Origin of the sequence: Nonomuraea sp. NPDC005983, assembly GCF_040614375.1 — a bacterium.
Taxonomy (GTDB): domain Bacteria; phylum Actinomycetota; class Actinomycetes; order Streptosporangiales; family Streptosporangiaceae; genus Nonomuraea.
This window is the reverse complement of record NZ_JBEXUP010000111.1, coordinates 1-20,842: the sequence shown is the minus strand read 5'-3', so window position 1 is coordinate 20,842 and position 20,842 is coordinate 1. Positions and strand designations below refer to the sequence as shown.

Below are 20,842 nucleotides of genomic sequence, written 5' to 3'. Positions count from 1 at the left end.
AACGATGGAGTTCACGGAGTGGATCAGGGGGCGCACCGACGAGCAGCTTCGGGCGCTCGTCTCCGCGCGTCCAGAACTGGTCACTCCGGTGCCCGCCCATCTGGAGGGCCTGGCCTCGCGTGCGGCCAGCCCGTCGGCGATCGCCCGCGTTCTCGACCGGCTCGACCGCTTCACGCTCGCCGTCCTGGAGACGCTGGCCGTCCTGGAGACGGTGCCCGTCCTGGAGCCGCTCGAGGTGGCCGGCGCGCGCGGGGAGGCCGTGGCGAAGGCGGCGCTCGGGGAGGTCGTCGGCCGGGCGCTGGCGTCCGGTGAGGTCGAGCCCGCGCTCTCCACCGCGCTTCACCGGCTGCACGAGCTGGCTCTCGTCTTCGGCCCCGACGAGGCGCTGCGCCTGGCTCCAGGAGTCCGCAAGGCGCTGGACGATCCGGCGGGGCTCGGCCCGCCCGCCGTGGAGGCGTTCAGGCACCACCCGCCCGAGCAGCTCGACGAGCTGGCCGACGACATCGCGCCCGGCACCGCGGGAACCGGCAAGGAGCGCCTGGCGGCGGCCCTGTCCGAGCCCGGCGAGCTGGTCGGGCAGGTCTCGCCCGAGGCCAGGGCGGCGCTGGACCAGCTCGCGTGGGGTCCGCCGGCCGGCCGGGTGCCCAACGCCAGGCGCGAGGTCCGCATCGGGTCCGCCCGCTCGCCCATCGAGCAGTTGCTGGCACGCGGCCTGCTGGCCGCCACGGGCGAGGAGAGCGTGACGCTGCCGCGGGAGGTGGGCGTTCATCTGCGCGGCGGGCGCGTCCACCGTGATCTGGGTCCTGTCCCGCCCGCCCTGGAGGGGTCCGCACGCGACCAGCAGCTCGCCGACCGCACGGCTGCCGGGCAGGCGTTCATGTTCGTCAGGGCCGTCGAGGAGCTGTGCGAACGGTGGAGCGTCGATCCGCCGGGCGTGCTGCGCACCGGCGGTCTGGGCGTCCGCGACATGAAGCGCACGGCGTCCGAGCTGGACCTGCCCGAGTGGGCCGCCTCGCTGGTCGTGGAGGTCGCGCACGCGGCCGGGCTGCTCGCGTCGGGTGGCAACGTCGACGGTGAGTGGCTGCCCACCAGCGGATACGACCTGTGGCGGGTCAGGCCGACGGAGGAGCAGTGGGTGGCTCTCGCGACCACCTGGCTGCACATGGACCGCGTGCCGGGGCTGGTCGGCGAGCGCGACGACCGCGACCGCCCGCTGAACGCGCTCCACCCGGACCTGCGCCGGTCGTCCGCGCCCTCGGTGCGGTCGGCGGTGCTGGGCGTGCTCGCCTCGGCTCCCGGCCTGGCGCCGACCCGCGACTCCGTGCTCGACCGGCTGGCTTGGGAGCAGCCGCGCCGCCGGGGCCCGCGGCGCGAGCAGCTCACGGAGTTCGCGCTGCGCGAGGCCGAGCAGCTGGGCGTCACCGGGCTGGGCGTGCTGTCGGGGCACGGGCGCGCGCTGCTGGCGGGCGAGGGCGCCGCTGCGGCCCTGGCGCCGCTGCTGCCCGAACCGGTCGACCACGTGCTCCTCCAGGCCGACCTCACGGCCGTCGCGCCCGGCCCGCTCACCAGCGAGCTGAACCGCTGGATGACGCTCGCCGCCGACGTCGAGTCCAAGGGCGGCGCGACCGTCTACCGCTTCGGCGAGAGCTCGATCCGCCGTGCACTGGACGCGGGCCAGGGCGCCGAGGAGTTGCTGGCCATGCTGCAGCGGCATTCGGCGACGCCGGTGCCGCAGGCGCTGTCGTACCTGGTGGCCGACGTGGCTCGCCGCCACGGGCGCATCAGGGTGGGCACGGCCAGCGCCTACGTCCGCTGCGACGACCCCGCGCTGCTCGACCAGATCACCGCCGACCGCCGTTCGGCCGCGCTGCGCCTGCGCCGGCTCGCGCCGACCGTGATCGCCTCGCGCTCGTCGCGGGCCGCGCTGGTCGACTCGCTGCGCGCGATGGGCTACGCCCCGGTGGCCGAGTCGCTCGACGGGGACGTGATCATCTCCCAGCTCGACAGCCGGCGGGCCGAGGGGCTGCCCGCGGCCCGTGTCACCGCCTCCCCGAACGGCGGCCTCGACCCGGAGGTCACGGTGGCGGCCGTCCGGGCGCTACGTGCGGGCGACGCCGCGCATCTGGCGCGGCGCGAGCCGGTCGAGGCGCCGAACGGGCAGGTCCCGCGCGGCGCGGCGACCGCCACGATCTCGACGCTCCAGGACGCGATCAGACAGGGTGTCCGGGTGTGGATCGGCTATCTCGACTCCCAGGGCAACGCCACCTCGCGCATCCTGGAACCGGCCCGGATGGAGGGCGGCTACCTGACGGCCTACGACGAGACCAGAGCCGCCGTCCACCGCTTCGCCCTGCACCGCATCACCGGCGTCGCCGGGGTCTGACCCGGGGCGCGTTACCAGGCGCCGCCGCGCAGGACCGCCTGGCGGGCGTCCACCGGCCCGTAGAGATTGGTCATGATCGGTGCCGGGCGGGATTCAGCTGACCTGACCACAAAGGCCAGATCGTGGCTCGGCGTCCACACCCAGACGTTGCCGAAGAATTCCTTCTCTCGAATCCGAATATTGACGAATTCCTTTGGACTGGTGTGTCCCTGAGCCGCCACCACGTCGGCGTGGACGCCGTCGGTAAGAAACAGAACCAGATGAGCGTCCTTGTTCGCGCGGAAGATCCGCCGCGGCGCGTCCGCGCCGATCAGCCGGTCCACCTCCGCGGCGTCGCGCCCCACGGCCATCCGCAGCTGCGTCCGCCCCTCGACGGGAAGCGACGCGTTGTGCGAGGTCAGAGCCGCGTCGAGGTGCCGGACGTAGTCGTCGACCACCAGCCGCTCCGGCTCGGTCGCGGGCACACGGGCCAGTTCTCTGCCGCCTTCTTGCCACTTCGACCAGGTGTCTCTCCTCAGCCCAGCCGCCCCGGCCGCCTCCTCCTGGATTCTCTGGAGGGCTTCGTCCCTCCTGCCGATGCCTGTATCGCTCAATACGAGCAGCGCCCGCTCGTATTCACTCATGTCAACCATATTTCCTATCGATCTTGTTCGAAGTAACCGAACACGACGGCTGTCGAGTATGCAAGGTGAAAGAGCTTCGGATCGGCTGATCGATACACGATCGCGTCCAGCGGCCCGGCAAATGACCCGAAAGTCATAGCCTGCCCACCGATGTCGTCCTCCCGTGTGACTAGTCCCGAGGCTTGACGGGGCGGCGTTGATCACATCAGGTTGGGCTTGTGACCGAGCAATCACTGGGCCGGTTGGCCGAGGAGTCGTGGAACAGGTTCGAGGACTTCGACTCGGTGTTCTACGAGGGGGTCTGGCACCGCAGCCATCAGCAGGCCGCGCGGGCGCGCAGGGTGTGCGGCGGGTTCGCGGACGCGGGGGTGCGGCCCGGCGATCGGGTCGTGGTGATGATGGCGACCTCCCCCGAGGTCCCGCTGATCTACCAGGCGCTGTGGGCGGCCGGGGCGGTGGTGACCCCGGTGGTGTTCCTGGTGGGGGCCGGGGAACTGCGGCACATCCTCCTCGACAGCGGTGCGGTCGCGATCGTGACGTCCCCCGAGCTCGTGGAGACGGTCGAGGCGGCGGGTGTTGAAATCCGCGTATTTGTGGAAACGTCCAAGCTGGAGCAGGCCGACGAGCGCGGGCCGGTGCCGAGGGACCCCACGGACCTGGCGGCTCTGATGTACACGGGCGGCACCACCGGCACGGCCAAAGGGGTCATGCTGAGCCACCGCGGGCTCTGGCACGTCGCCAAGGACGCCTACGAGCTGTCACATCAGGAGGGCGTCGACCGCGCGATCGTGCCGGTGCCGCTCTCCCACGCCTACGGGCTCATCATCACGGTCGCCGGGATGCACGCCCGGGAGCCGCGGCAGGCCGTCCTGATGCGGTGGTTCGACCCCAAGGCGTTCCTCGCGCTGGCCGCCGAACAGCGCGTGCAGTACGGCGCCGTCGTCCCGTCCATGCTGCGGATGCTCCTGGACGAGCCGCTCGACGCCCACCCACTGCCCGATCTGGCCTTCCTCACCTGTGGAGCGGCGCCGCTCGGCAGGGAGCTGCTGGAGGAGTTCGAGCGCCGGATGCCGGGCGTGCAGGTCCTGGAGGGCTACGGCCTGACCGAGACCAGCGCCGTCACCACCTTCAACCCGCCCGGCAGGCGCAGGATCGGCAGCGTCGGCCTGCCGCTGTCGGGCTACCGGATCACGATCCGCGACTCGTCCGGCGAGCCCGTCGAGGCCGGGGACGTGGGCGAGATCTGCGTGTCGGGCGAGTCCCTGATGCTCGGCTACTGGGGCGAGCTCGCCCCCGACCCGGAGGGCACCGCGCTGGTCGACGGCGAGCTGCGCACCGGCGACATCGGCTGCGTGGACGACGACGGCTACCTCTACGTCGTGGACAGGAAGAAGGACCTGATCATCCGCGGCGGGTTCAACGTGTTCCCCCGCGACGTCGAGGACGCGCTCAACCGGCATCCCGACGTGGCCGCCTCCTGCGTCGTGGGCCGCCCCGATCCGCGCGTCGGGGAGGAGGTCGTGGCGTTCGTCCAGCTCAGGCCGGGTGGCACGGCGACCGCCGAGGAGCTGATCGACTGGGCCCGCGACCGGGTGGGCAGGGTTCGGTACCCGCGCGAGGTGAGGTTCGCCGACTCGATCCCGGTCACCAGCGTCCTCAAGCTCGACCGCAAGATCCTGCGCGCCAGGCTCTGCGAGTAGCCGCCGGGTTGCCGCGCGGGCAAGGCCCCTGCCGATAATCTGCCCGGTTCAGCCAAGCGGGCTCGCCAGCGGGGCCGTTCCGCCATGCTGGTCCGTGGCAAGAACCCCAGCCACGTGGGCGTTCGTGATAAATGTTGACGAACCTGGTGAACGAACTAGGAGGTGACGTGAGCCAGGAACCCCCGTCCGACGGCGACTACCCCTACCAGCCCTATGGCACGCCGTACGGCCAGCACCCTCCGCCGCAGTACGGCTACGGCCATCCGCCGCCTCCCCACGCCGACGGGCCGAGGGCGAAGGCGATCGTCGCGCTCGTGCTCAACGCCGTCGCGATCCCCTCGTGCTGCAACATCCTGGCCATCCCGGGCGCCGTCCTCGCGGGCTTAGCCCTGAGCCGGGTGAGCACCCGCCCGGAGAGCGCGCGCAGCCTGCTCGTCTGGAGCTGGGTCCTGTTCGGGCTGGGCTTCGTGCTGACGATCGGCACCTTCGTCTTTCTCGGGGTGAACGGCTACCTGGACGACGAATCCAGCAGCTGACCGCCTGTCCGGGGACTGTTCTCGCCGTCGTTTGTGTTGGATAAGGGTCAACCGTAGGAAGGGATGTCCGTGAACGACGGCCCGCTCATCGTCCAGTCCGACAAGACGCTGCTGCTAGAGGTCGAGCACGAGAAGGCCGACGAGTGCCGCAAGGCCATCGCGCCGTTCGCCGAGCTCGAGCGCGCGCCCGAACACGTCCACACCTACCGTGTCACGCCGCTGGCGCTGTGGAACGCGCGCGCCGCCGGGCACGACGCGGAGCAGGTCATCGACGCGCTGATCAACTACAGCCGTTACCCCGTCCCGCACGCGCTGCTCGTCGACGTCGCCGAGACCATGGCCAGGTACGGCCGGCTCAGGCTGGAGAAGGACCCCGCCCACGGGCTCGTCCTGACCTCGACCGACAGGGCGGTCCTGGAGGAGGTGCTGCGCTCCAGGAAGATCCAGCCGATGCTGGGCGACCGGCTCGGCGCCGACGCGGTCGCCGTCCATCCGAGCGACCGCGGCAACGTCAAGCAGGCGCTGCTCAAGCTGGGCTGGCCTGCCGAGGACCTCGCCGGGTACGTCGACGGCGAGCACCACCCGATCAAGCTCCAGCAGGACGGCTGGGCGCTGCGCCCCTACCAGCAGGAGGCGGCCGACGCCTTCTGGCACGGCGGCTCGGGCGTGGTCGTGCTGCCCTGCGGCGCGGGCAAGACCATCGTCGGCGCGGCCGCGATGGCGCACGCCCAGGCCACCACGCTGATCATGGTCACCAACACGGTCAGCGCCCACCAGTGGAAGCAGGAGCTGCTCAAGCGCACCTCGCTGACCGAGGACGAGATCGGCGAGTACTCCGGCACGAAGAAGGAGATCCGCCCGGTCACGATCGCCACCTACCAGGTGATGACGACCAGGCGGAAGGGCGTCTACAGCCACCTGGAGCTGTTCGACGCCCGCGACTGGGGCCTGATCGTCTACGACGAGGTGCACCTGCTGCCCGCGCCGATCTTCCGGATGACCGCCGACCTGCAGGCCCGCAGGCGCGTCGGGCTGACCGCGACGCTCGTGCGCGAGGACGGCCGTGAAGGGGACGTGTTCTCCCTGATCGGCCCCAAGCGCTACGACGCGCCGTGGAAGGAGATGGAGAACCAGGGCTGGATCGCCCCCGCCGACTGCGTCGAGGTGCGGGTCACGCTGACGGACGAGGAGCGGCTGGCCTACGCGATGGCCGAGAACGAGGAGCGCTACCGGTTCTGCGCCACGACCCCGTCCAAGACGCAGGTGACGGAGGCGCTGGTCCGGCAGCACCTGGGCGACCAGGTGCTGGTGATCGGCCAGTACATCGACCAGCTCGACGAGCTGGGCGAGCACCTGAACGCGCCGGTCATCAAGGGCGAGACCAGGGTGAAGGAGCGCGAGCGGCTCTACCAGGCCTTCCGCGACAAGGAGATCCAGGTCCTGGTGGTGTCGAAGGTGGCCAACTTCTCCATCGACCTGCCGGAGGCGGCGGTGGCCATCCAGGTGTCGGGGACGTTCGGGTCACGCCAGGAGGAGGCTCAGCGCCTCGGACGGGTGCTGCGTCCCAAGGCCGACGGCGGCGGCGCGCGCTTCTACACGGTGGTCAGCCGCGACACGGTGGACCAGGAGTTCGCGGCGCACCGCCAGCGGTTCCTGGCCGAGCAGGGATACGCCTACCAGATCATCGACGCCGACGACGTGCTGGGCGGGGTCTGAGGCTGAGGCCCGGCCGCTCTTCGGCGAGCGGCCAGGCATCGGCCATCTGTCACGTCCACGAAACTCCGCGGGTCGTCGACAATCGAACCACCCCCCTCACCTGCGCGCTAACAACCGCCGCATCCGAGACAGCCTGCGACATACCCCCATGATCCGGCAATCCCACCAGATATGCCCGAAATTTTCGCATTTGTCAGGGTGCTGTTATCTGGCGAGCAGGCCGCCCAGGAAGAGCACCCCTTCCGCGACGATCCACGCGGCCACGCTCACCCCCATGAGCCGGGTGAACACCACCTGATCGTTCCGGGAGGCCGGGATCAGCCAGGCACCGGCCGTGAAGCACGCCGCCAGCACAGCGAACCACGCCGACACGAACGACACCGACTCAAGCCGCTCCGAGCAGCCGACGACCGGCTCGTCGCCCGTGCAGAACGCCTCCAGCCCCCACCCCGCGAACACCGAAAGTCCCCAGAACGCCGCGAGCAGGAAGCTGGCGATGGTCGGAATGATCGGCGAGATACCGAACCGCACGCGCGCCACAGGCCCTTCCTACCCCGGCGAAATCCTTTGGAAGCCTGCCCGCGCCAGGTACTAAACTGGCGGATTCGCTACCTGTTACCACCTCCGATTCTCCGATGGGGAGGCACTTTCGCATGCCCGCACACCAACTGGCCCCCGACATACCCGCCGACGTGCTCGCGTCCGAGCAGGCCCACCTGGCAGAGTCCAGGGCCGCGCTCAAGGCCATGCGGACACACGCCGAGTCGCTCTCGGCCGACGCCGCCGGCGACTGGGTGTCGCAGCAGATCCTGCAGTCGCTGCTCGACCAGCGGGTGGCCGCCCTCGCCGACCACCCCGACACGCCGCTGTTCTTCGGCCGCCTCGACCGCTCGGCCGGCGACGACCTGCCCACCACGATCTACGTCGGACGCCGCCACGTCCACGACGGCAGCAGCCGCCCCCTGGTCATCGACTGGCGCGCGCCCGTGTCCCGGGCCTTCTACCAGGCCAGCCCCGCCGAGCCGATGGACATCGTGCGCCGCCGCCGCTTCGGTTACCACGGCGGCGCGCTGACCGCCTTCGAGGACGAGCCGCTGGCCGAGGGCGAGGAGATCAGCCCTTCGAAGATCCTCACTGAGGAGATCGAGCGCCCGCGCACCGGCCCGATGCGCGACATCGTCGCCACCATCCAGCCCGACCAGGACGAGATCGTCCGCTCCACGCTGTCGCAGACCGTGTGCGTCCAGGGGGCTCCCGGCACCGGGAAGACCGCGGTCGGCCTGCACCGGGCGGCCTACCTGCTGTTCACCCACCGCGAGCGGCTGGCGCGCTCCGGGGTGATGATCGTGGGGCCGAACAAGGCGTTCCTGTCGTACATCTCGTCCGTGCTGCCCGCGCTGGGCGAGGTCAAGGTCGACCAGACGACCGTCGCGGGGCTGCTCGGCGAGCACGCCTGGCCCGAGGAGCCGATGGTGTCGGCCGTGAAGGGCGACGCCCGGATGGCCGCGGTGCTGGAGCGGGCGCTCTGGCTGCACATCGTGAAGCCGGAGGAGGGCGTCGTTTACACCAAGGGCGCCTACCGGTTCCGGGTGGCCGACTACGAGGTGCGCGAGATCGTCGCCTCGCTGCGCGGCACCACCCGCTACGGCCCCGGGCGCGCGGCGCTGGCGCAGCGGCTGGCCCACCAGGTGCTGGTACGGATGGAGCAGCGCGGCGAGTCACCCGACGACCGGGTCCAGGACGCCGTGGCCAGGTCCAAGCCGGTCAAGCAGCTGGTCGATGCGGTCTGGCCCAAGCTCACTCCGGAGCAGGTCCTGTTCAGGCTCTTCTCGGACCCAGCATTCCTCGCTAAAGCCTGCAAGTCCGATTTTTCGCCTGAAGAGCAGGAAATGCTGCTGTGGCGGAAGCCGTTCCGGGGGCACAGGTCCGCGAAGTGGTCGGCGGCCGACGCGGCGCTGCTCGACGAGCTCGCCGACCTGATCGAACGCACGCCCTCGCTCGGCCACCTGGTCGTGGACGAGGCGCAGGACCTGTCGGAGATGCAGCTGCGCGCGCTCGGCCGGCGCTGCCGCAACGGCTCGGCGACCGTCCTCGGCGACCTCGCCCAGGGCACCACCCCGTGGTCGACCAGCTCCTGGGAGACCGTCCTCAAGCACCTGGGCCAGGCCGACGGCGAGGTCACCGAGCTGACGCTCGGCTTCCGCGTGCCGCGCGAGGTGCTCGACTACGCCGCCCAGCTGCTCCCGTCCATCGCCCCCGGCCTGGCGCCGCCGCGCTCCCTGCGTCCTGGTGTGGGCTCGCTGGCGGTGCGGCAGGGCGGCGCGGTCGCGGAGGCCGTCCGCGAGGCGCTGGAACGTGAGGGCTCGATCGGCGTCATCGTGCCCGACGCGATGGTGGCCGGAGTCTCCGCCGAGCTCGACGGCCTGGCCCACGCCGTGCTCGGCCCCGACTCCACCGAGGAGCACCGGCTGCTGGTCATCCCGGCGACGCTGGCCAAGGGTCTGGAGTACGACCACGTGATCGTGGTCGAGCCCGCCGACATCGTGGCGGCGGAGCCGCGCGGCCTGGCCAGGCTGTACGTGGTGCTCACGCGTGCGGTCACCTCGCTCACCGTCCTGCACCACAAGGCGCTGCCCGCCCAGCTGGTGGCCTGAGCGCTCCCGTGTGGCGGGCCGCCCGCCACACGGCACGCCCTATCACCAGGCCGGCTCCGGCGGGCCGACCGTCCCTAGGATGGTGGCTCGAGCTCTCTCACCCTAGGAGGACGCCGTGCCCGCACCGCTCCCGCACGAATACCTGCCGCCCGTTCCCGCGCTCGTGGTCGAGAGCGACGACATCACCGAGGGCGAGAGGCTGAGCGACCTCCACGTCTTCAACGACTGGGGGATGACCGGGCAGAACCTCTCGCCGCACCTGCGCTGGTCGGGCACCCCGGCCGAGACCCGGAGCTACGCCGTCACCTGCTACGACCCCGACGCCCCCACGGGCAGCGGGTTCTGGCACTGGGTGCTCTACGACCTCCCGGCCTCGGTCACGGAGCTGCCCACCGGCGCGGGCACCGGCCCCGACTTCAAGGGGCTCCCCCAGGGGGCGGCGCACGCGCGCAACGACTACGGCACCAAGGAGTTCGGCGGCGCCGCTCCCCCGCCGGGCGCCCCGCACCGGTACGTCTTCACCGTGCACGCGCTCGGCGTCGACACGCTGGGCGTCGGCAGCGACGCGAGCCCCGCCGTGGTGGGCTTCAACATCACCGCCAACACGCTCGCCCGCGGCCACATCGTCACCCACTTCGGCATCTGACACACCGCGGCCCGAACGGCAGACGCCCGGGGCGGGCACAAGAAAAGGGCGGCCCGAACGGGTCGCCCTGATCTCGTGTGAGGCGTGGACTCAGAAGTCCATGTCGCCGCCGCCCGGCATGGCCGGGGCCGCGGGAGTCTTCTCCGGCTTCTCAGCGATGACGGCCTCGGTGGTGAGGAAGAGCGCCGCGATGGAAGCGGCGTTCTGCAGCGCAGAGCGCGTCACCTTGGCCGGGTCGATGATGCCCGACTCGAACATGTTCACGTACTCACCCGAAGCGGCGTTGAGGCCCTCGCCCGGCGTGAGGTTGCGAACCCGCTCGACCACGACGCCACCCTCAAGGCCGGCGTTGACCGCGATCTGCTTGAGCGGCTCCTCCAGCGCCTTGCGGACGATCGCCGCACCAGTGGCCTCGTCACCCTGAAGCTCGAGCTTGTCGAACGCCTTCGCGCCCGCCTGCAGCAGCGCCACGCCACCACCGGGGACGATGCCCTCCTCGACGGCCGCCTTCGCGTTGCGCACGGCGTCCTCGATACGGTGCTTGCGCTCCTTCAGCTCGACCTCGGTGGCCGCACCGGCCTTGATGACGGCCACGCCGCCGGCCAGCTTCGCCAGACGCTCCTGGAGCTTCTCACGGTCGTAGTCGGAGTCGGTGCGCTCGATCTCCGCACGGATCTCGTTGACCCGGCCGGCGATCGCGTCGGGGTCACCGGCGCCGTCGACGATGGTGGTCTCGTCCTTGGTGACGACGACCTTGCGGGCGCGGCCGAGCAGGTCGAGGGTGGCGTTCTCGAGCTTGAGACCGACCTCCTCGGCGATGACCTGGCCACCGGCCAGGATCGCGATGTCGCCCAGCATCGCCTTGCGACGGTCACCGAAGCCCGGAGCCTTGACGGCCACCGAGCGGAACAGACCGCGGATCTTGTTGACGACCAGGGTGGCCAGGGCCTCGCCCTCGACGTCCTCGGCGATGATCAGGAGCGGCTTGCCCGACTGCACGACCTTGTCGAGCAGCGGCAGGAGGTCCTTGTTGGCCGAGACCTTCGAGTTGACGATCAGGATGTACGGGTCTTCGAGCACGGCCTCCATGCGGTCGGAGTCGGTGACGAAGTACATCGACGTCATGCCCTTGTCGAAGCGCATGCCCTCGGTGAGCTCGAGCTCGAGGCCGAAGGTGTTGCTCTCCTCGACGGTGATGACGCCTTCCTTGCCGACCTTGTCCATCGCCTCGGCGATGAGCGAGCCGATCTCGGGGTCGGCGGCGGAGATGGAGGCGGTGGAGGCGATCTGCTCCTTGGTCTCCACGTCCTTGGCCAGCTTGGAGAGCTCCTCGCTGACCCGCTCGACGGCCGACTCGATGCCCTTCTTCAGGGACATCGGGTTGGCGCCGGCGGCCACGTTACGCAGACCCTCACGTACCAGCGCCTGGGCGAGCACGGTGGCGGTGGTGGTGCCGTCGCCGGCGACGTCGTCGGTCTTCTTGGCGACTTCCTTGACCAGCTCAGCGCCGATCTTCTCCCAAGGGTCCTCGAGCTCGATCTCCTTGGCGATGGAGACACCGTCGTTGGTGATCGTGGGAGCGCCCCACTTCTTCTCCAGCACGACGTTGCGGCCCTTGGGGCCGAGGGTCACCTTGACGGCGTCAGCGAGCTGGTTCATACCGCGCTCGAGACCGCGCCGGGCGTCCTCGTCAAACGCGATCATCTTGGCTGCCATAAGGCTAGACCTCCCAGATGCAGGGTGGCTTGTTGTGGACCGAGCCGACGCCCGCGACGGCATATGGGCCCGCAACTCCGTTCGGCAGGCCCCATCGCCTCGATCCCGTTGTTGGCACTCTGCGGAAGAGAGTGCCAACGAACTGTTTAGCACTCTACCCCGCCGAGTGCAAGCGAACACCACTGCCGCCCAGGTCAGTCGGTACGGCGGGCCACATGGCCCGCCGTACCCAGAGGGGATGGCGAGACCGCACGAACTGCGCTGCCGTGCGGGCCGGCCACTGCGTACCAGCGCTTCAGACCGAGCGGACGGACTCCGCCTGCGGCCCCTTCTGGCCCTGCGTGATCTCGAACTCGACACGCTGTCCCTGTTCGAGAGAGCGGTACCCGTCCATCATGATCGCTGAGTAATGGACGAATACATCCTTACCACCGTCTACCGCGATGAAGCCGTAGCCCTTGTCCGCGTTGAACCACTTGACGGTGCCCTGCGCCACTTCTGACTCCTCTTACTGGGCTCGCAGATCGCGCCCATTCCATACGCGACCCGTAATCGCATGACTTATCGCTAAATCAGCCAGACGATCGCCCTCGACCATACCTGTGGCACGGCGTTTGGCAACAGAGTCAATCTACGAACCGCATATTTCGTCCAGAGGAGGGCTCGTTGAATTGAACGAGAAATGAAGAAGGCGCCCCGAGGGGCGCCCTTCTCCACCTGGACGGTCAGCCGCCGGCGACTGCTGGGATGATAGAGATCTGTGCGCCTTCAGGTGCCGGTGTGTCGAGCCCTTCGACAAAACGGACGTCCTCTTCGCCAACGTAAACGTTGACAAAACGACGAATCTTGCCCGAATCATCCAGAATTCGCGCTCCGATGCCGGGGTAGTCGGAGTCGAGCTTGGCAAGGACGTCACGAAGAGTCGCGCCCTCGCCACTCACTTCCGCGTTACCACCGGTGTAGGTGCGCAGGATGGTGGGAATCCGCACAGAAACGCTCATGGGTTTAACTCGCCTTTCCTGGTTGTCAGACAGCCGCGCGGAACGCGTCGAGAGAGGGCCGGATCACGGCGGTGGGTGTGGCGTCGGCGGCCACGGCGTCGAGCGTCTTGAGCCCGTCGCCGGTGTTCAGCACCACGGTCTCGGCCTCCGGGTCGAGCTGCCCGGCCTCGACGAGCTTCTTCAGCACGCCCACGGTGACCCCGCCGGCGGTCTCGGCGAAGATGCCCTCGGTCGAGGCCAGCAGCTTGATCGCGGCGACGATCTCGGCGTCGGTGACGTCCTCCACCGCCCCTCCGGTTCGGCGGGCGATGTCGAGCACGTACGGCCCGTCGGCGGGGTTGCCGATGGCCAGCGACTTGGCGATGGTGTCGGGCTTGACCGGCTGCACCACGTCGTGGCCCGCCTTGAACGCGGCCGAGACCGGCGAGCAGCCGAGCGCCTGGGCCCCGAAGACCTTGTAGGGGGTGTCCTCCACCAGGCCCAGCGCCACCAGCTCCTTGAAGCCCTTGTCGATCTTCGTGAGCTGGGAGCCCGAGGCGATCGGGATGACGATCTGCTCGGGCAGCCGCCAGCCGAGCTGCTCGGCGATCTCGTACGCCAGCGTCTTGGAGCCCTCGGCGTAGTACGGCCGCAGGTTGACGTTGACGAAGCCCCACTTGTCGCCCAGCGGGTCGCCGATCAGCTCGGAGCAGAACCGGTTGACCTCGTCGTAGGTGCCCTGGATGCCGACCAGCTTGCCGCCGAACACCCGGGCCATGGCGATCTTGGCCTGCTCCAGGTCGGCGGGGATGAACACGCAGGCGTCGAGCCCGGCCCGGGCCGCGGCGGCCGTGACCGCGCCCGCCAGGTTGCCGGTGGAGGAGCAGGAGAGGGTGTGGAAGCCGAAGTTGCGCGCCGCCTCGACGGCGATCGCGACGACCCGGTCCTTGAAGGAGTGGGTGGGGTTGCCCGAGTCGTCCTTGACGTACAGGGACTTGATGCCCAGCGCCCGCCCGAGGTTGCCGGCCTTGACCAGCTTCGTCCAGCCGGGGTTCATGTTCGGCTTGGACGCGACGTCGACGGGGACGGGGAGCAGCGAACGGTAGCGCCAGATGTTCGCGGGCCCGGACTCGATCTGCGCCCGGGTCACCTCACCGAAGGAGTAGGCCGCCTCAAGCGGCCCGAAACACTCCAGACAGGCGAAGCTGGGACCAAGGTCGTAGCGGGTGCCGCACTCGCGGCAGGAGAGAGCGACAGCAGGACCAAAGTCAAGCGACATGAAGCGAGGCCTTCCCTCATCTTCGCCTGCGGCCACCCTGACCGCAGACCGGAATTGGCACCCTGTCCCGGTCGGCCTCGCGGGTCGCGAGCCTTGAACCGGGAGGGTTGCCGGGGCTTCGCAGGGCCGGTCCCTCCACCCCTCTGGATGAGCAATATTCAGTTGTCGAAAGGGATGCTACCTGGCCACGCCCGCATCCCGGCCAGCTGTCTCAGAATGCGAGACAGTAGATCTCATCGATACTCCTCGCCGAGCACGCCCTGGACATACTTGCGCGCCTGGTGGATACGCGATTTGGCGGTGCCGAGCGGGATCTTGAGCTGCTCGGCGACCTCGTTGTAGTCGAGCTGCACGATGTCGCGCAGCACGAGCGCCTGCGCGAGGTCGGGCTTGTCGGCCTCCAGCGCCTCCATCGCGTCGAGCAGGTCGAGCCGCGACCCGGCGATCACGCTAACCCGCCGCACGTCCGGCTTCTGCAGGGGCAGCTCGTCGGAGCTCTGCTCCGCCGCCCTGCGCTTCAGCGACCGGTACGTGGTGCGCGCGCAGTTGGCGGTCACGATGTGCAGCCAGGTGCTGAACCTGGCACGCCCCTCGAACCGGCCGATGTTCCGCGCGACGGCGAGCAGGGTGTCCTGGGAGGCCTCCTCAGCATCCTGGTGGTAGGGCAGGATACGAGCGCAGTGTCGCAGCACGTCCGGTTCGATCCGCTTCAGGAGCTCGCCGAGCGCGCGATGATCTCCCGCAGCGGCGGAGCGGGCAAGTTCCTCGGTTAGCTCATCAAGCGCCATAGCTGGGATCCTAAGGTCGGAGGCAACTGAAATGAACAGCGTGCTGGTGGCTTCGAACAGAGGGCCGGTCTCGTTCACCGTCTCTGACGACGGCGTGCTGACCATGAAACGCGGTGGTGGCGGCCTGGTGTCGGGGCTCTCAGGGGTCGCCAAGGACTACGGCGTGCTCTGGGTCTGCGCGGCACTGTCCGACGGTGATCGCAGCGCCGTTCGTCAGTCGCCCAGCGGCCGGCTCGACCAGGCGGGCTACGACACCGGCGCGTTGCGGATGCTCGACATCCCCCCGGCCACGTTCCACCGCGCCTACAACGCGGTGGCCAACTCGACGCTCTGGTTCGTCAACCACCTGCTCTACGACATCCCCAACGCGCCGATTTTCGGCTCCAGGTTCCAGCGCGAGTGGGAGTCCTACCGCGACTACAACCGCGCTTTCGCGCTCGCGCTCGCCGAGGAGGCCGGCCACGGCGCCCGCGTGATGGTCCAGGACTACCACCTGACGCTGACCCCGGCGATGCTCCGCGCCGAGCGCCCCGACCTGCGCATCGCGCACTTCAGCCACACCCCGTGGGCGCCGCCCGAGTACTTCTCGCTGCTCCCCGACGCGGTCGCCCGCGAGGTCCTGGAGGGCATCCTGGCCGCCGACCACGCGGGCTTCCTCACCGAGCGCTGGGCCGCCGCGTTCATGGACTGCTGCGAGCGGCTGCTGGGCGCGCAGGTCGACCGCGCCGGCCGTACCGTCGCCCACGGGGGCCGGACCACCCGCGTCGGCGTGCACGCGCTCGGCGTCGACGGCGAGGCGCTGTGGGCGCGGGCCTGCGAGCCGGACGTCGAGTCGCACATGGCCGCGCTCAGGGACGAGGTCGGCGACCGCAAGCTGATCGTCCGCATCGACCGCACGGAGCTGTCCAAGAACATCGTGCGCGGCCTGCTCGCCTACCGCGAGTTCCTTGCCGCCCATCCCGAGTGGCACGGACGCGTCATCCACCTCGCCTTCGCCTACCCCAGCAGGCACGACCTGCCCGAGTACCGCGAGTACACCGCGTCGGTGCAGCGCTGCGCGCAGGAGATCGAGGACGAGTACGCCACCGAAGACTGGAACCCGCTGATCCTCAACGTCAACGACGACTACCCGCGCTCGCTGGCCGCCTACCGCCTGGCCGACGTGCTGCTGGTGAACCCGATCCGCGACGGCATGAACCTGGTGGCCAAGGAGGGCCCGGTCCTGTCGCCGCGCTGCGCGCTGGTGCTCTCGCGCGAGGCGGGCGCGGCGGCCGAGCTGGGCGCGCACGCGCTGGTCGTCAACCCGTACGACGTCATCGACACGGCGGGGGCCCTGCACCGGGCGCTGGTCATGCCGGAGGATGAGCGCAGGCGCCGTCGCGACAGCCTGGAGGCGGCGGCCACCGCGCTGCCGCCACAGAAATGGCTCTCGGCCCAGCTGGATGCCCTGAATTACGATTTCAGCTGACATCCACTTCAGGTGGCATCTACTTACAGGTGTCATCCACGCATATTCGATGGGGGCTGCCGGATGGCGACGGTCTCTGCACGCATCCGGCTCACCCGAGACCTGCCCACCTGGCTCGTCTACCTCCAGCTCGGCACGTTCGCCACGTTCCTGTACGGCCTGAGCGCCGCCCTGCCGCTCCTGCGCGACGACCTGCACGTGTCGAACGCGGTCGCCGGGTTACACGGCACCGCGATGGCCGCGGGCAACGTGCTGACCGGGCTCTCGCTGCCCGTCCTCACCAGGAGGTTCGGCAGGCGCGCCCTCGTCTGGGCCGGTCTGGCGGGCATGAGCGCGAGCGTCGTGCTCATCGTGCTCGTCCCCGCGGCGCCCGCCACCCTCCTCGGGTACGGGCTGGGCGGCGCCCTCGGCTCGATGGCGCTCTACAGCGCGTTGGCCGCGCTGAGCGAGCACCACGGCCCGGCCGGAGCCGCCGCGATCAGCGAGGCGAACGGGGTCGCCGTCGTCCTTGGGATCGGGGTGTCGTTCCTGCTCAGTGTGGCCGCGCAGAACGGGCTCGGCTGGCGGCCCGCGCTGCTGGTCACGCCCGTGCTCACGGCCGTGCTGGCCGCCGCCCTGGGCAGGGTCTGGGTCCCCGAACGCGACCGGAGCGCGGGCGGCCCGCACGAGAGCGGCGGGCGTCCGGGCTGGCGCTTCCACCTGGCGGGCGCGGTGCTGTTCTGCGTCGTGGCGCTGGAGTTCTGCTTCAACCTGTGGGCCGCCGCGCTGTTCGCCACCAACACCGGGCTCAGCGCCGCGCGGGCGGCCACCGGCCTGACCGCGTTCACCGTCGGCCTGGCGGTCGGCAGGTTCGCCGGAGGCAACCTGGCGCTGCGGCTGCCGCCCGCCCGGCTGCTCGTCGGCGCGATGCTGCTGACCGGAGCCGGCTGGCTGGTCTTCTGGCTGGGTGCCCAGCCGGTGATCGGCTACGCGGGGCTGGTGATCGCCGGGCTCGGCGCCGCGCTGCAGTTCCCGCTCGCGCTGGCCGGGATGATCACCGCCTCGGGCGACCATCCCGACCGTGCCTCGGCTGCTGCGCCGATCTGGGCCGGCGTCGCGATGGCCGTCGGGCCGCTCCTGCTGGGCGCGCTCGCCGACGGCTTCGGCACCAGCACCGCGTTCCTGCTGGTGCCGGTGCTCATCGGGCTGGCCGTCTGCGGCGTGCTCAGCTCCAGGACGCGTTAGCGACGGGCGCTTGCAGACGGCTCACGAGCGACTGAGAGCCGACGCCAGCTCCGCCAGCAACGCCACCACGCCGTCGGGGCCGTCCACGACGATGTCGGCGCGCTCGGCCAGCGCTGTCACCTCGGTCGAGCCGCTGCACACCGTCACGCCGGGCAGCCCGGACACCCTGACGGCGTCGAAGGCGGCCAGGTCGCCGAGGTCGTCGCCGGCGAACAGCACGGACCGCGCGGACCGCGCGGTGAGGAACAGGCTGAGCGCGTGGCCCTTGTCCATTCCGGGCGGTCGTAGCTCCAGCACCATCCGTCCGGGCTCGATCACCAGCCCGTGCTTCTCCGCCAGCTTGGCCAGCGGCTCGCGCAATGCGGCCAGCGCGCCTTCGGGGTCGGCGGCGCGCCTGGTGTGGACGGCCACGGCCCGGCCCTTGTCCTCGACCGTCACGCCTTCCAGGGCGAGCGAGTCGAGCAGGAGCGGCAGCTCCGCCTCGGCGCGCGGCACACCCGGCGGGGGCGGGGGCGCGGAGACCCGGCCGTTCTCCCATCTCTCGAAGCCATAGTGGCCGAGTATCACCAGGCCGGGCACGTCGGCCAGGCCGGGCCCGAGCTCCAGCGCCTTGGCCACGGGCCTGCCGGTCACGATGACCACCGCGCACACGTGCCGCCCCAGATCGGCGAGCACGGCGGCGGCCTGCGGGTGGATCCTGGCGGAGGCGGGGTCGGGCACGATCGGCGACAGGGTTCCGTCGAAGTCGAGCCCGATCACGGCTCCGCCTGGGTCTCTCAGAATCGCTTCCATTCCAGGGATGTTCCTCACGCGGCTGCCGTACCCAGCAGGTCAGGGACGCATGCCAAATCGTCTGGCCGCGCGGTCGCGCTGGCGCGCGGCGCGCAGCCTGCGCAGCCGCTTGACCAGCATCGGGTCCTGTTCCAGCGCCTCCGGCCTGTCGATCAATTCGCCGAGCAACTGGTAGTAGCGGGTGGCGGAGAACCCGAAGGTCTCCTTGATGGCCTGTTCCTTGGCGCCCGCGTGGCGCCACCACTGGCGCTCGAAGGCGAGGAGCTCTAGTTCGCGTTCTGTGAGGGGTTGTCGGGACGGTTCCTCGGCAGCACTGTCACCGCTGAGCGGTGCGGTGTCCATGGTTTCCTCCTCGGAAGGGCACACGACGATCACGTCGCGCGCATCGCGGCCCGTCGCCATCGTAATGTGCCGAGTACGGGTGTTCACGGTGGATTGCGAGACGTACAGTCACCAGGTGTGACCTCTGTCATCACGCTTCTCACTGACTACCGCCTCGAGGACGGCTACGTCGCCGCGTGCCACGGGCGGCGGTGACGCGGCGCAGCGCCTCGGCCTTCCGCCTGGGGCTCACGTCCGGCCTTCGCCGACTCCCTAAGAAGACGAAAGCCACAGAACGGTAATTACACCGCGTATCGGTCTGTTTACCGAAGCGTCGGATTGAATCATCGGCCGCATGTCAGAATGCACGGACATCGGGCGTCCCCTTCCCCCGAGGTCGACGTGTTCCAACTGTCGCTTGCCCTGCTGTCGCTCCTGTCCGTGCTCTGGCCGGCGGCCGAACCGCCCGTGCCGGAACGCTGGCACGCGTGGCCGACGATCAGGATCTTCCCCCACACCGTCCCCGGCACCAGCCCCTCCGGGGCGCGCGTGACGTACGTGCTGGCCGGGGTCGCCCCCGAGACGTCCTGCCGGGCGGCGTTCCAGCGCCGTGCCCTGCCCGCGCTGCCGGGCTGTCTCACCGCGCTGCGCGCCACCTACACCGACAGCACGGAGACCTACGTCGCCACGGTCGGCATCGCCGTCCTGGCCAAGCCGGGCAGGCGGACGTCCGCCCGCTGGGGAGGCCGGCCGCCGACCGTGCGGCCTGCGGCCTTCTCCGGCGGGCCCGCCGAGCGGTTCGGCGCGCGGCAGTACTTCACCGGTGGCCGCGCGGCCGTCCGTGACCGCTACGTGGTGCTGGCCGCCGCCGGATACGCGGACGGCAGAGCGTACCGTCCCGGCGACCGCGCTCCCGCGCGGCTCCGCGCCACCGCGCGCCAGCTCGCCACGGCGCTGCACCGGAACCTGACACGATGAGCAGGCTGATGGCCGGGCTGGTCCCCGTCTGCCTGACGGCGGTGCTGGTCGGCGGCGTCCCGGACGGACCGATCGACGCGGGCGCCACCGCGCGGGCCAGGCAGTGGCAGCTGTCCGCGCTCCAGCTGCCCGAGGCGTGGCGGGAGAGCAAGGGCGAGGGGGTGCTCGTCGCCGTCCTCGACACGGGCGTGAACGGCCACCACCCCGACCTGGACGGAGCCGTGATCGAGGGCCCCGACCTGACCGGCGCCGCCAGGGAGCCGGAGATGTGGGGGCACCACGGCACCGCCATGGCCAGCCTGATCGCCGGACGCGGGCACAGCGACGACCACGCGCGGGCGGCCAAGGACGACGGCGTGCTCGGCGTGGCCCCCGAGGCCCGGGTGCTGTCGGTCAGAGTCACCCTGGAGAACGGCGACCCGCTGCGCGAGAAGCGCGGCTCGGGCTCGCGTGACGCGCTCGCCCGCGGCATCAGGTACGCGGCCGACCAGGGCGCGGACGTCATCAGCATGTCGCTCGGCGGCGGCAGCGGCTCGTGGGAGGGGTCGGCGGCCGAGGAGGAGGCCGTGCAGTACGCGATCGGGCGCGGGGCCGTCCTGGTGGCCTCGGCCGGCAACGACGGCAACTCGACGAACAGGAAGAACTTCCCCGCCGCCTATCCGGGCGTGATCGCGGTGGGGGCGGTCGACAAGCGGCTCAGGGTGACACCGTTCTCCAACCGGCAGGACTACCTGTCGGTCGTCGCGCCGGGCACCGAGATCGTCACCGCCGACGGGGCCGGCTCGTACATGGTGGGCGACGGGACGAGCTCCGCCGCCGCCCTGGTGGCGGGGATCGCGGCGCTGGTCAGGTCCGCGCATCCGGACCTGTCGCCGTATCACGTGCGGATGGCGGTAGAGCAGGGCACCAGGAGGCGTCCTGCCGGGGGCTACGACAGCTCCTACGGGCACGGGCTGGCCGACGCGGCGCTCGCGCTGCGCGTGCGACCGCGGTGAGCAGGACGTTGATCTTGACGCTCTCGCCGACGCCGCGGAGGTT

Annotated in this window: 19 protein-coding genes and 1 riboswitch; of the genes, 10 read left to right on the top strand and 9 right to left on the bottom strand. The window is 70.5% G+C overall.

The genetic code is table 11. The features are described 5' to 3' along the window. Positions 1–4: 4 nt before the first annotated feature. Entirely contained in the window at positions 5–2,383 is a 2,379-nt protein-coding gene (locus ABZ297_RS34845; protein WP_355355461.1) for a helicase C-terminal domain-containing protein, read from the top strand. Positions 2,384–2,394: 11 nt separating this feature from the next. On the opposite strand, the gene ABZ297_RS34840 is transcribed toward ABZ297_RS34845, so the two are convergent. After that, positions 2,395–3,006 carry a hypothetical protein gene (locus ABZ297_RS34840; protein ID WP_355355459.1) on the bottom strand — a complete coding sequence of 204 codons (612 nt, stop codon included), beginning with the start codon at positions 3,004–3,006 and terminating at the stop codon, positions 2,395–2,397. A gap of 218 nt (positions 3,007–3,224) precedes the next feature. On the opposite strand from ABZ297_RS34840, the gene ABZ297_RS34835 reads away from it, so the two are divergent. From ABZ297_RS34835 to ABZ297_RS34825, 3 genes are all read left to right on the top strand, one after another. Beyond that, complete coding sequence (locus ABZ297_RS34835; RefSeq protein ID WP_355355457.1) at positions 3,225–4,706, top strand: AMP-binding protein; 1,482 nt, start codon at positions 3,225–3,227, stop codon at positions 4,704–4,706. 167 nt (positions 4,707–4,873) lie between these two features. Continuing rightward, positions 4,874–5,242 carry a hypothetical protein gene (locus ABZ297_RS34830; RefSeq protein ID WP_355355455.1) on the top strand — a complete coding sequence of 123 codons (369 nt, stop codon included), beginning with the start codon at positions 4,874–4,876 and terminating at the stop codon, positions 5,240–5,242. A gap of 63 nt (positions 5,243–5,305) precedes the next feature. Further along, positions 5,306–6,958 carry a DNA repair helicase XPB gene (locus ABZ297_RS34825; RefSeq protein WP_355355453.1) on the top strand — a complete coding sequence of 551 codons (1,653 nt, stop codon included), beginning with the start codon at positions 5,306–5,308 and terminating at the stop codon, positions 6,956–6,958. 204 nt (positions 6,959–7,162) lie between these two features. On the opposite strand, the gene ABZ297_RS34820 is transcribed toward ABZ297_RS34825, so the two are convergent. Next, on the bottom strand, positions 7,163–7,498 hold the full coding sequence (locus ABZ297_RS34820) for a hypothetical protein (RefSeq protein WP_355355451.1): 336 nt from the start codon (positions 7,496–7,498) through the stop codon (positions 7,163–7,165). Positions 7,499–7,611: 113 nt separating this feature from the next. Between ABZ297_RS34820 and ABZ297_RS34815 the strand changes: the two genes are divergently transcribed. Next, complete coding sequence (locus ABZ297_RS34815) at positions 7,612–9,612, top strand: AAA family ATPase (RefSeq protein ID WP_355355449.1); 2,001 nt, start codon at positions 7,612–7,614, stop codon at positions 9,610–9,612. 115 nt (positions 9,613–9,727) lie between these two features. Continuing rightward, the gene (locus tag ABZ297_RS34810; protein WP_355355447.1) at positions 9,728–10,258 is read left to right on the top strand and encodes a YbhB/YbcL family Raf kinase inhibitor-like protein; all 531 of its coding nucleotides are present in this window, start codon (positions 9,728–9,730) and stop codon (positions 10,256–10,258) included. 90 nt (positions 10,259–10,348) lie between these two features. On the opposite strand, the gene groL is transcribed toward ABZ297_RS34810, so the two are convergent. The 5 genes from groL to ABZ297_RS34785 form a co-directional block, all read right to left on the bottom strand. Continuing rightward, positions 10,349–11,974, bottom strand: coding sequence for a chaperonin GroEL (gene groL, locus ABZ297_RS34805; protein ID WP_355355445.1), 1,626 nt, complete (start codon positions 11,972–11,974; stop codon positions 10,349–10,351). Positions 11,975–12,269: 295 nt separating this feature from the next. After that, positions 12,270–12,470 (bottom strand): cold-shock protein, encoded by a 201-nt coding sequence (locus tag ABZ297_RS34800; protein ID WP_049559825.1) that lies wholly within the window; start codon positions 12,468–12,470, stop codon positions 12,270–12,272. A 229-nt stretch (positions 12,471–12,699) separates the two neighbouring features. Continuing rightward, the gene (locus tag ABZ297_RS34795) at positions 12,700–12,975 is read right to left on the bottom strand and encodes a MoaD/ThiS family protein (protein ID WP_350807862.1); all 276 of its coding nucleotides are present in this window, start codon (positions 12,973–12,975) and stop codon (positions 12,700–12,702) included. Positions 12,976–13,000: 25 nt separating this feature from the next. Further along, positions 13,001–14,233: a threonine synthase gene (gene thrC / locus ABZ297_RS34790; RefSeq protein ID WP_355355442.1), complete on the bottom strand. Its 1,233-nt coding sequence runs from the start codon at positions 14,231–14,233 to the stop codon at positions 13,001–13,003. A gap of 13 nt (positions 14,234–14,246) precedes the next feature. Then, a riboswitch (SAM riboswitch) is annotated at positions 14,247–14,387 on the bottom strand. A 79-nt stretch (positions 14,388–14,466) separates the two neighbouring features. Further along, entirely contained in the window at positions 14,467–15,021 is a 555-nt protein-coding gene (locus tag ABZ297_RS34785) for an RNA polymerase sigma factor (RefSeq protein ID WP_350807859.1), read from the bottom strand. A 31-nt stretch (positions 15,022–15,052) separates the two neighbouring features. Here ABZ297_RS34785 and ABZ297_RS34780 point away from each other — a divergent pair, with 31 nt between their 5' ends. Next, positions 15,053–16,489, top strand: a complete 1,437-nt coding sequence (locus ABZ297_RS34780) for a trehalose-6-phosphate synthase (protein WP_355355440.1) — start codon at positions 15,053–15,055, stop codon at positions 16,487–16,489. Between the two features lie 63 nt (positions 16,490–16,552). Then, a complete protein-coding gene (locus ABZ297_RS34775) occupies positions 16,553–17,713 on the top strand; it encodes an MFS transporter (protein ID WP_355355438.1) in 1,161 nt (386 codons plus the stop codon). Between the two features lie 21 nt (positions 17,714–17,734). Here ABZ297_RS34775 and otsB read toward each other — a convergent pair whose 3' ends face one another. Together otsB and ABZ297_RS34765 are read right to left on the bottom strand one after the other, a co-directional pair. Next, the gene (gene otsB / locus ABZ297_RS34770; protein WP_355355436.1) at positions 17,735–18,505 is read right to left on the bottom strand and encodes a trehalose-phosphatase; all 771 of its coding nucleotides are present in this window, start codon (positions 18,503–18,505) and stop codon (positions 17,735–17,737) included. A gap of 39 nt (positions 18,506–18,544) precedes the next feature. Next, complete coding sequence (locus ABZ297_RS34765; protein WP_355355477.1) at positions 18,545–18,847, bottom strand: DUF3263 domain-containing protein; 303 nt, start codon at positions 18,845–18,847, stop codon at positions 18,545–18,547. Positions 18,848–19,189: 342 nt separating this feature from the next. On the opposite strand from ABZ297_RS34765, the gene ABZ297_RS34760 reads away from it, so the two are divergent. Beyond that, positions 19,190–19,804, top strand: a complete 615-nt coding sequence (locus tag ABZ297_RS34760) for a hypothetical protein (RefSeq protein WP_355355434.1) — start codon at positions 19,190–19,192, stop codon at positions 19,802–19,804. Further along, a complete protein-coding gene (locus ABZ297_RS34755) occupies positions 19,801–20,799 on the top strand; it encodes a S8 family serine peptidase (protein WP_355355432.1) in 999 nt (332 codons plus the stop codon). Before ABZ297_RS34760 ends, ABZ297_RS34755 begins: the two co-directional genes overlap by 4 nt. Positions 20,800–20,842 lie beyond the last annotated feature (43 nt).

Coding starts and splice junctions, on each gene's coding strand:
- otsB (WP_355355436.1), bottom strand. CDS start 18,505: ATGGAAGCGATTCTGAGAGACCCAGGCGGAGCCGTGATCGGGCTCGAC.
- ABZ297_RS34765 (WP_355355477.1), bottom strand. CDS start 18,847: ATGGACACCGCACCGCTCAGCGGTGACAGTGCTGCCGAGGAACCGTCC.
- ABZ297_RS34825 (WP_355355453.1), top strand. CDS start 5,306: ATGTCCGTGAACGACGGCCCGCTCATCGTCCAGTCCGACAAGACGCTG.
- thrC (WP_355355442.1), bottom strand. CDS start 14,233: ATGTCGCTTGACTTTGGTCCTGCTGTCGCTCTCTCCTGCCGCGAGTGC.
- ABZ297_RS34840 (WP_355355459.1), bottom strand. CDS start 3,006: ATGAGTGAATACGAGCGGGCGCTGCTCGTATTGAGCGATACAGGCATC.
- ABZ297_RS34780 (WP_355355440.1), top strand. CDS start 15,053: ATGAACAGCGTGCTGGTGGCTTCGAACAGAGGGCCGGTCTCGTTCACC.
- ABZ297_RS34760 (WP_355355434.1), top strand. CDS start 19,190: ATGCACGGACATCGGGCGTCCCCTTCCCCCGAGGTCGACGTGTTCCAA.
- ABZ297_RS34775 (WP_355355438.1), top strand. CDS start 16,553: ATGGCGACGGTCTCTGCACGCATCCGGCTCACCCGAGACCTGCCCACC.
- ABZ297_RS34815 (WP_355355449.1), top strand. CDS start 7,612: ATGCCCGCACACCAACTGGCCCCCGACATACCCGCCGACGTGCTCGCG.
- ABZ297_RS34785 (WP_350807859.1), bottom strand. CDS start 15,021: ATGGCGCTTGATGAGCTAACCGAGGAACTTGCCCGCTCCGCCGCTGCG.
- groL (WP_355355445.1), bottom strand. CDS start 11,974: ATGGCAGCCAAGATGATCGCGTTTGACGAGGACGCCCGGCGCGGTCTC.
- ABZ297_RS34795 (WP_350807862.1), bottom strand. CDS start 12,975: ATGAGCGTTTCTGTGCGGATTCCCACCATCCTGCGCACCTACACCGGT.
- ABZ297_RS34755 (WP_355355432.1), top strand. CDS start 19,801: ATGAGCAGGCTGATGGCCGGGCTGGTCCCCGTCTGCCTGACGGCGGTG.
- ABZ297_RS34845 (WP_355355461.1), top strand. CDS start 5: ATGGAGTTCACGGAGTGGATCAGGGGGCGCACCGACGAGCAGCTTCGG.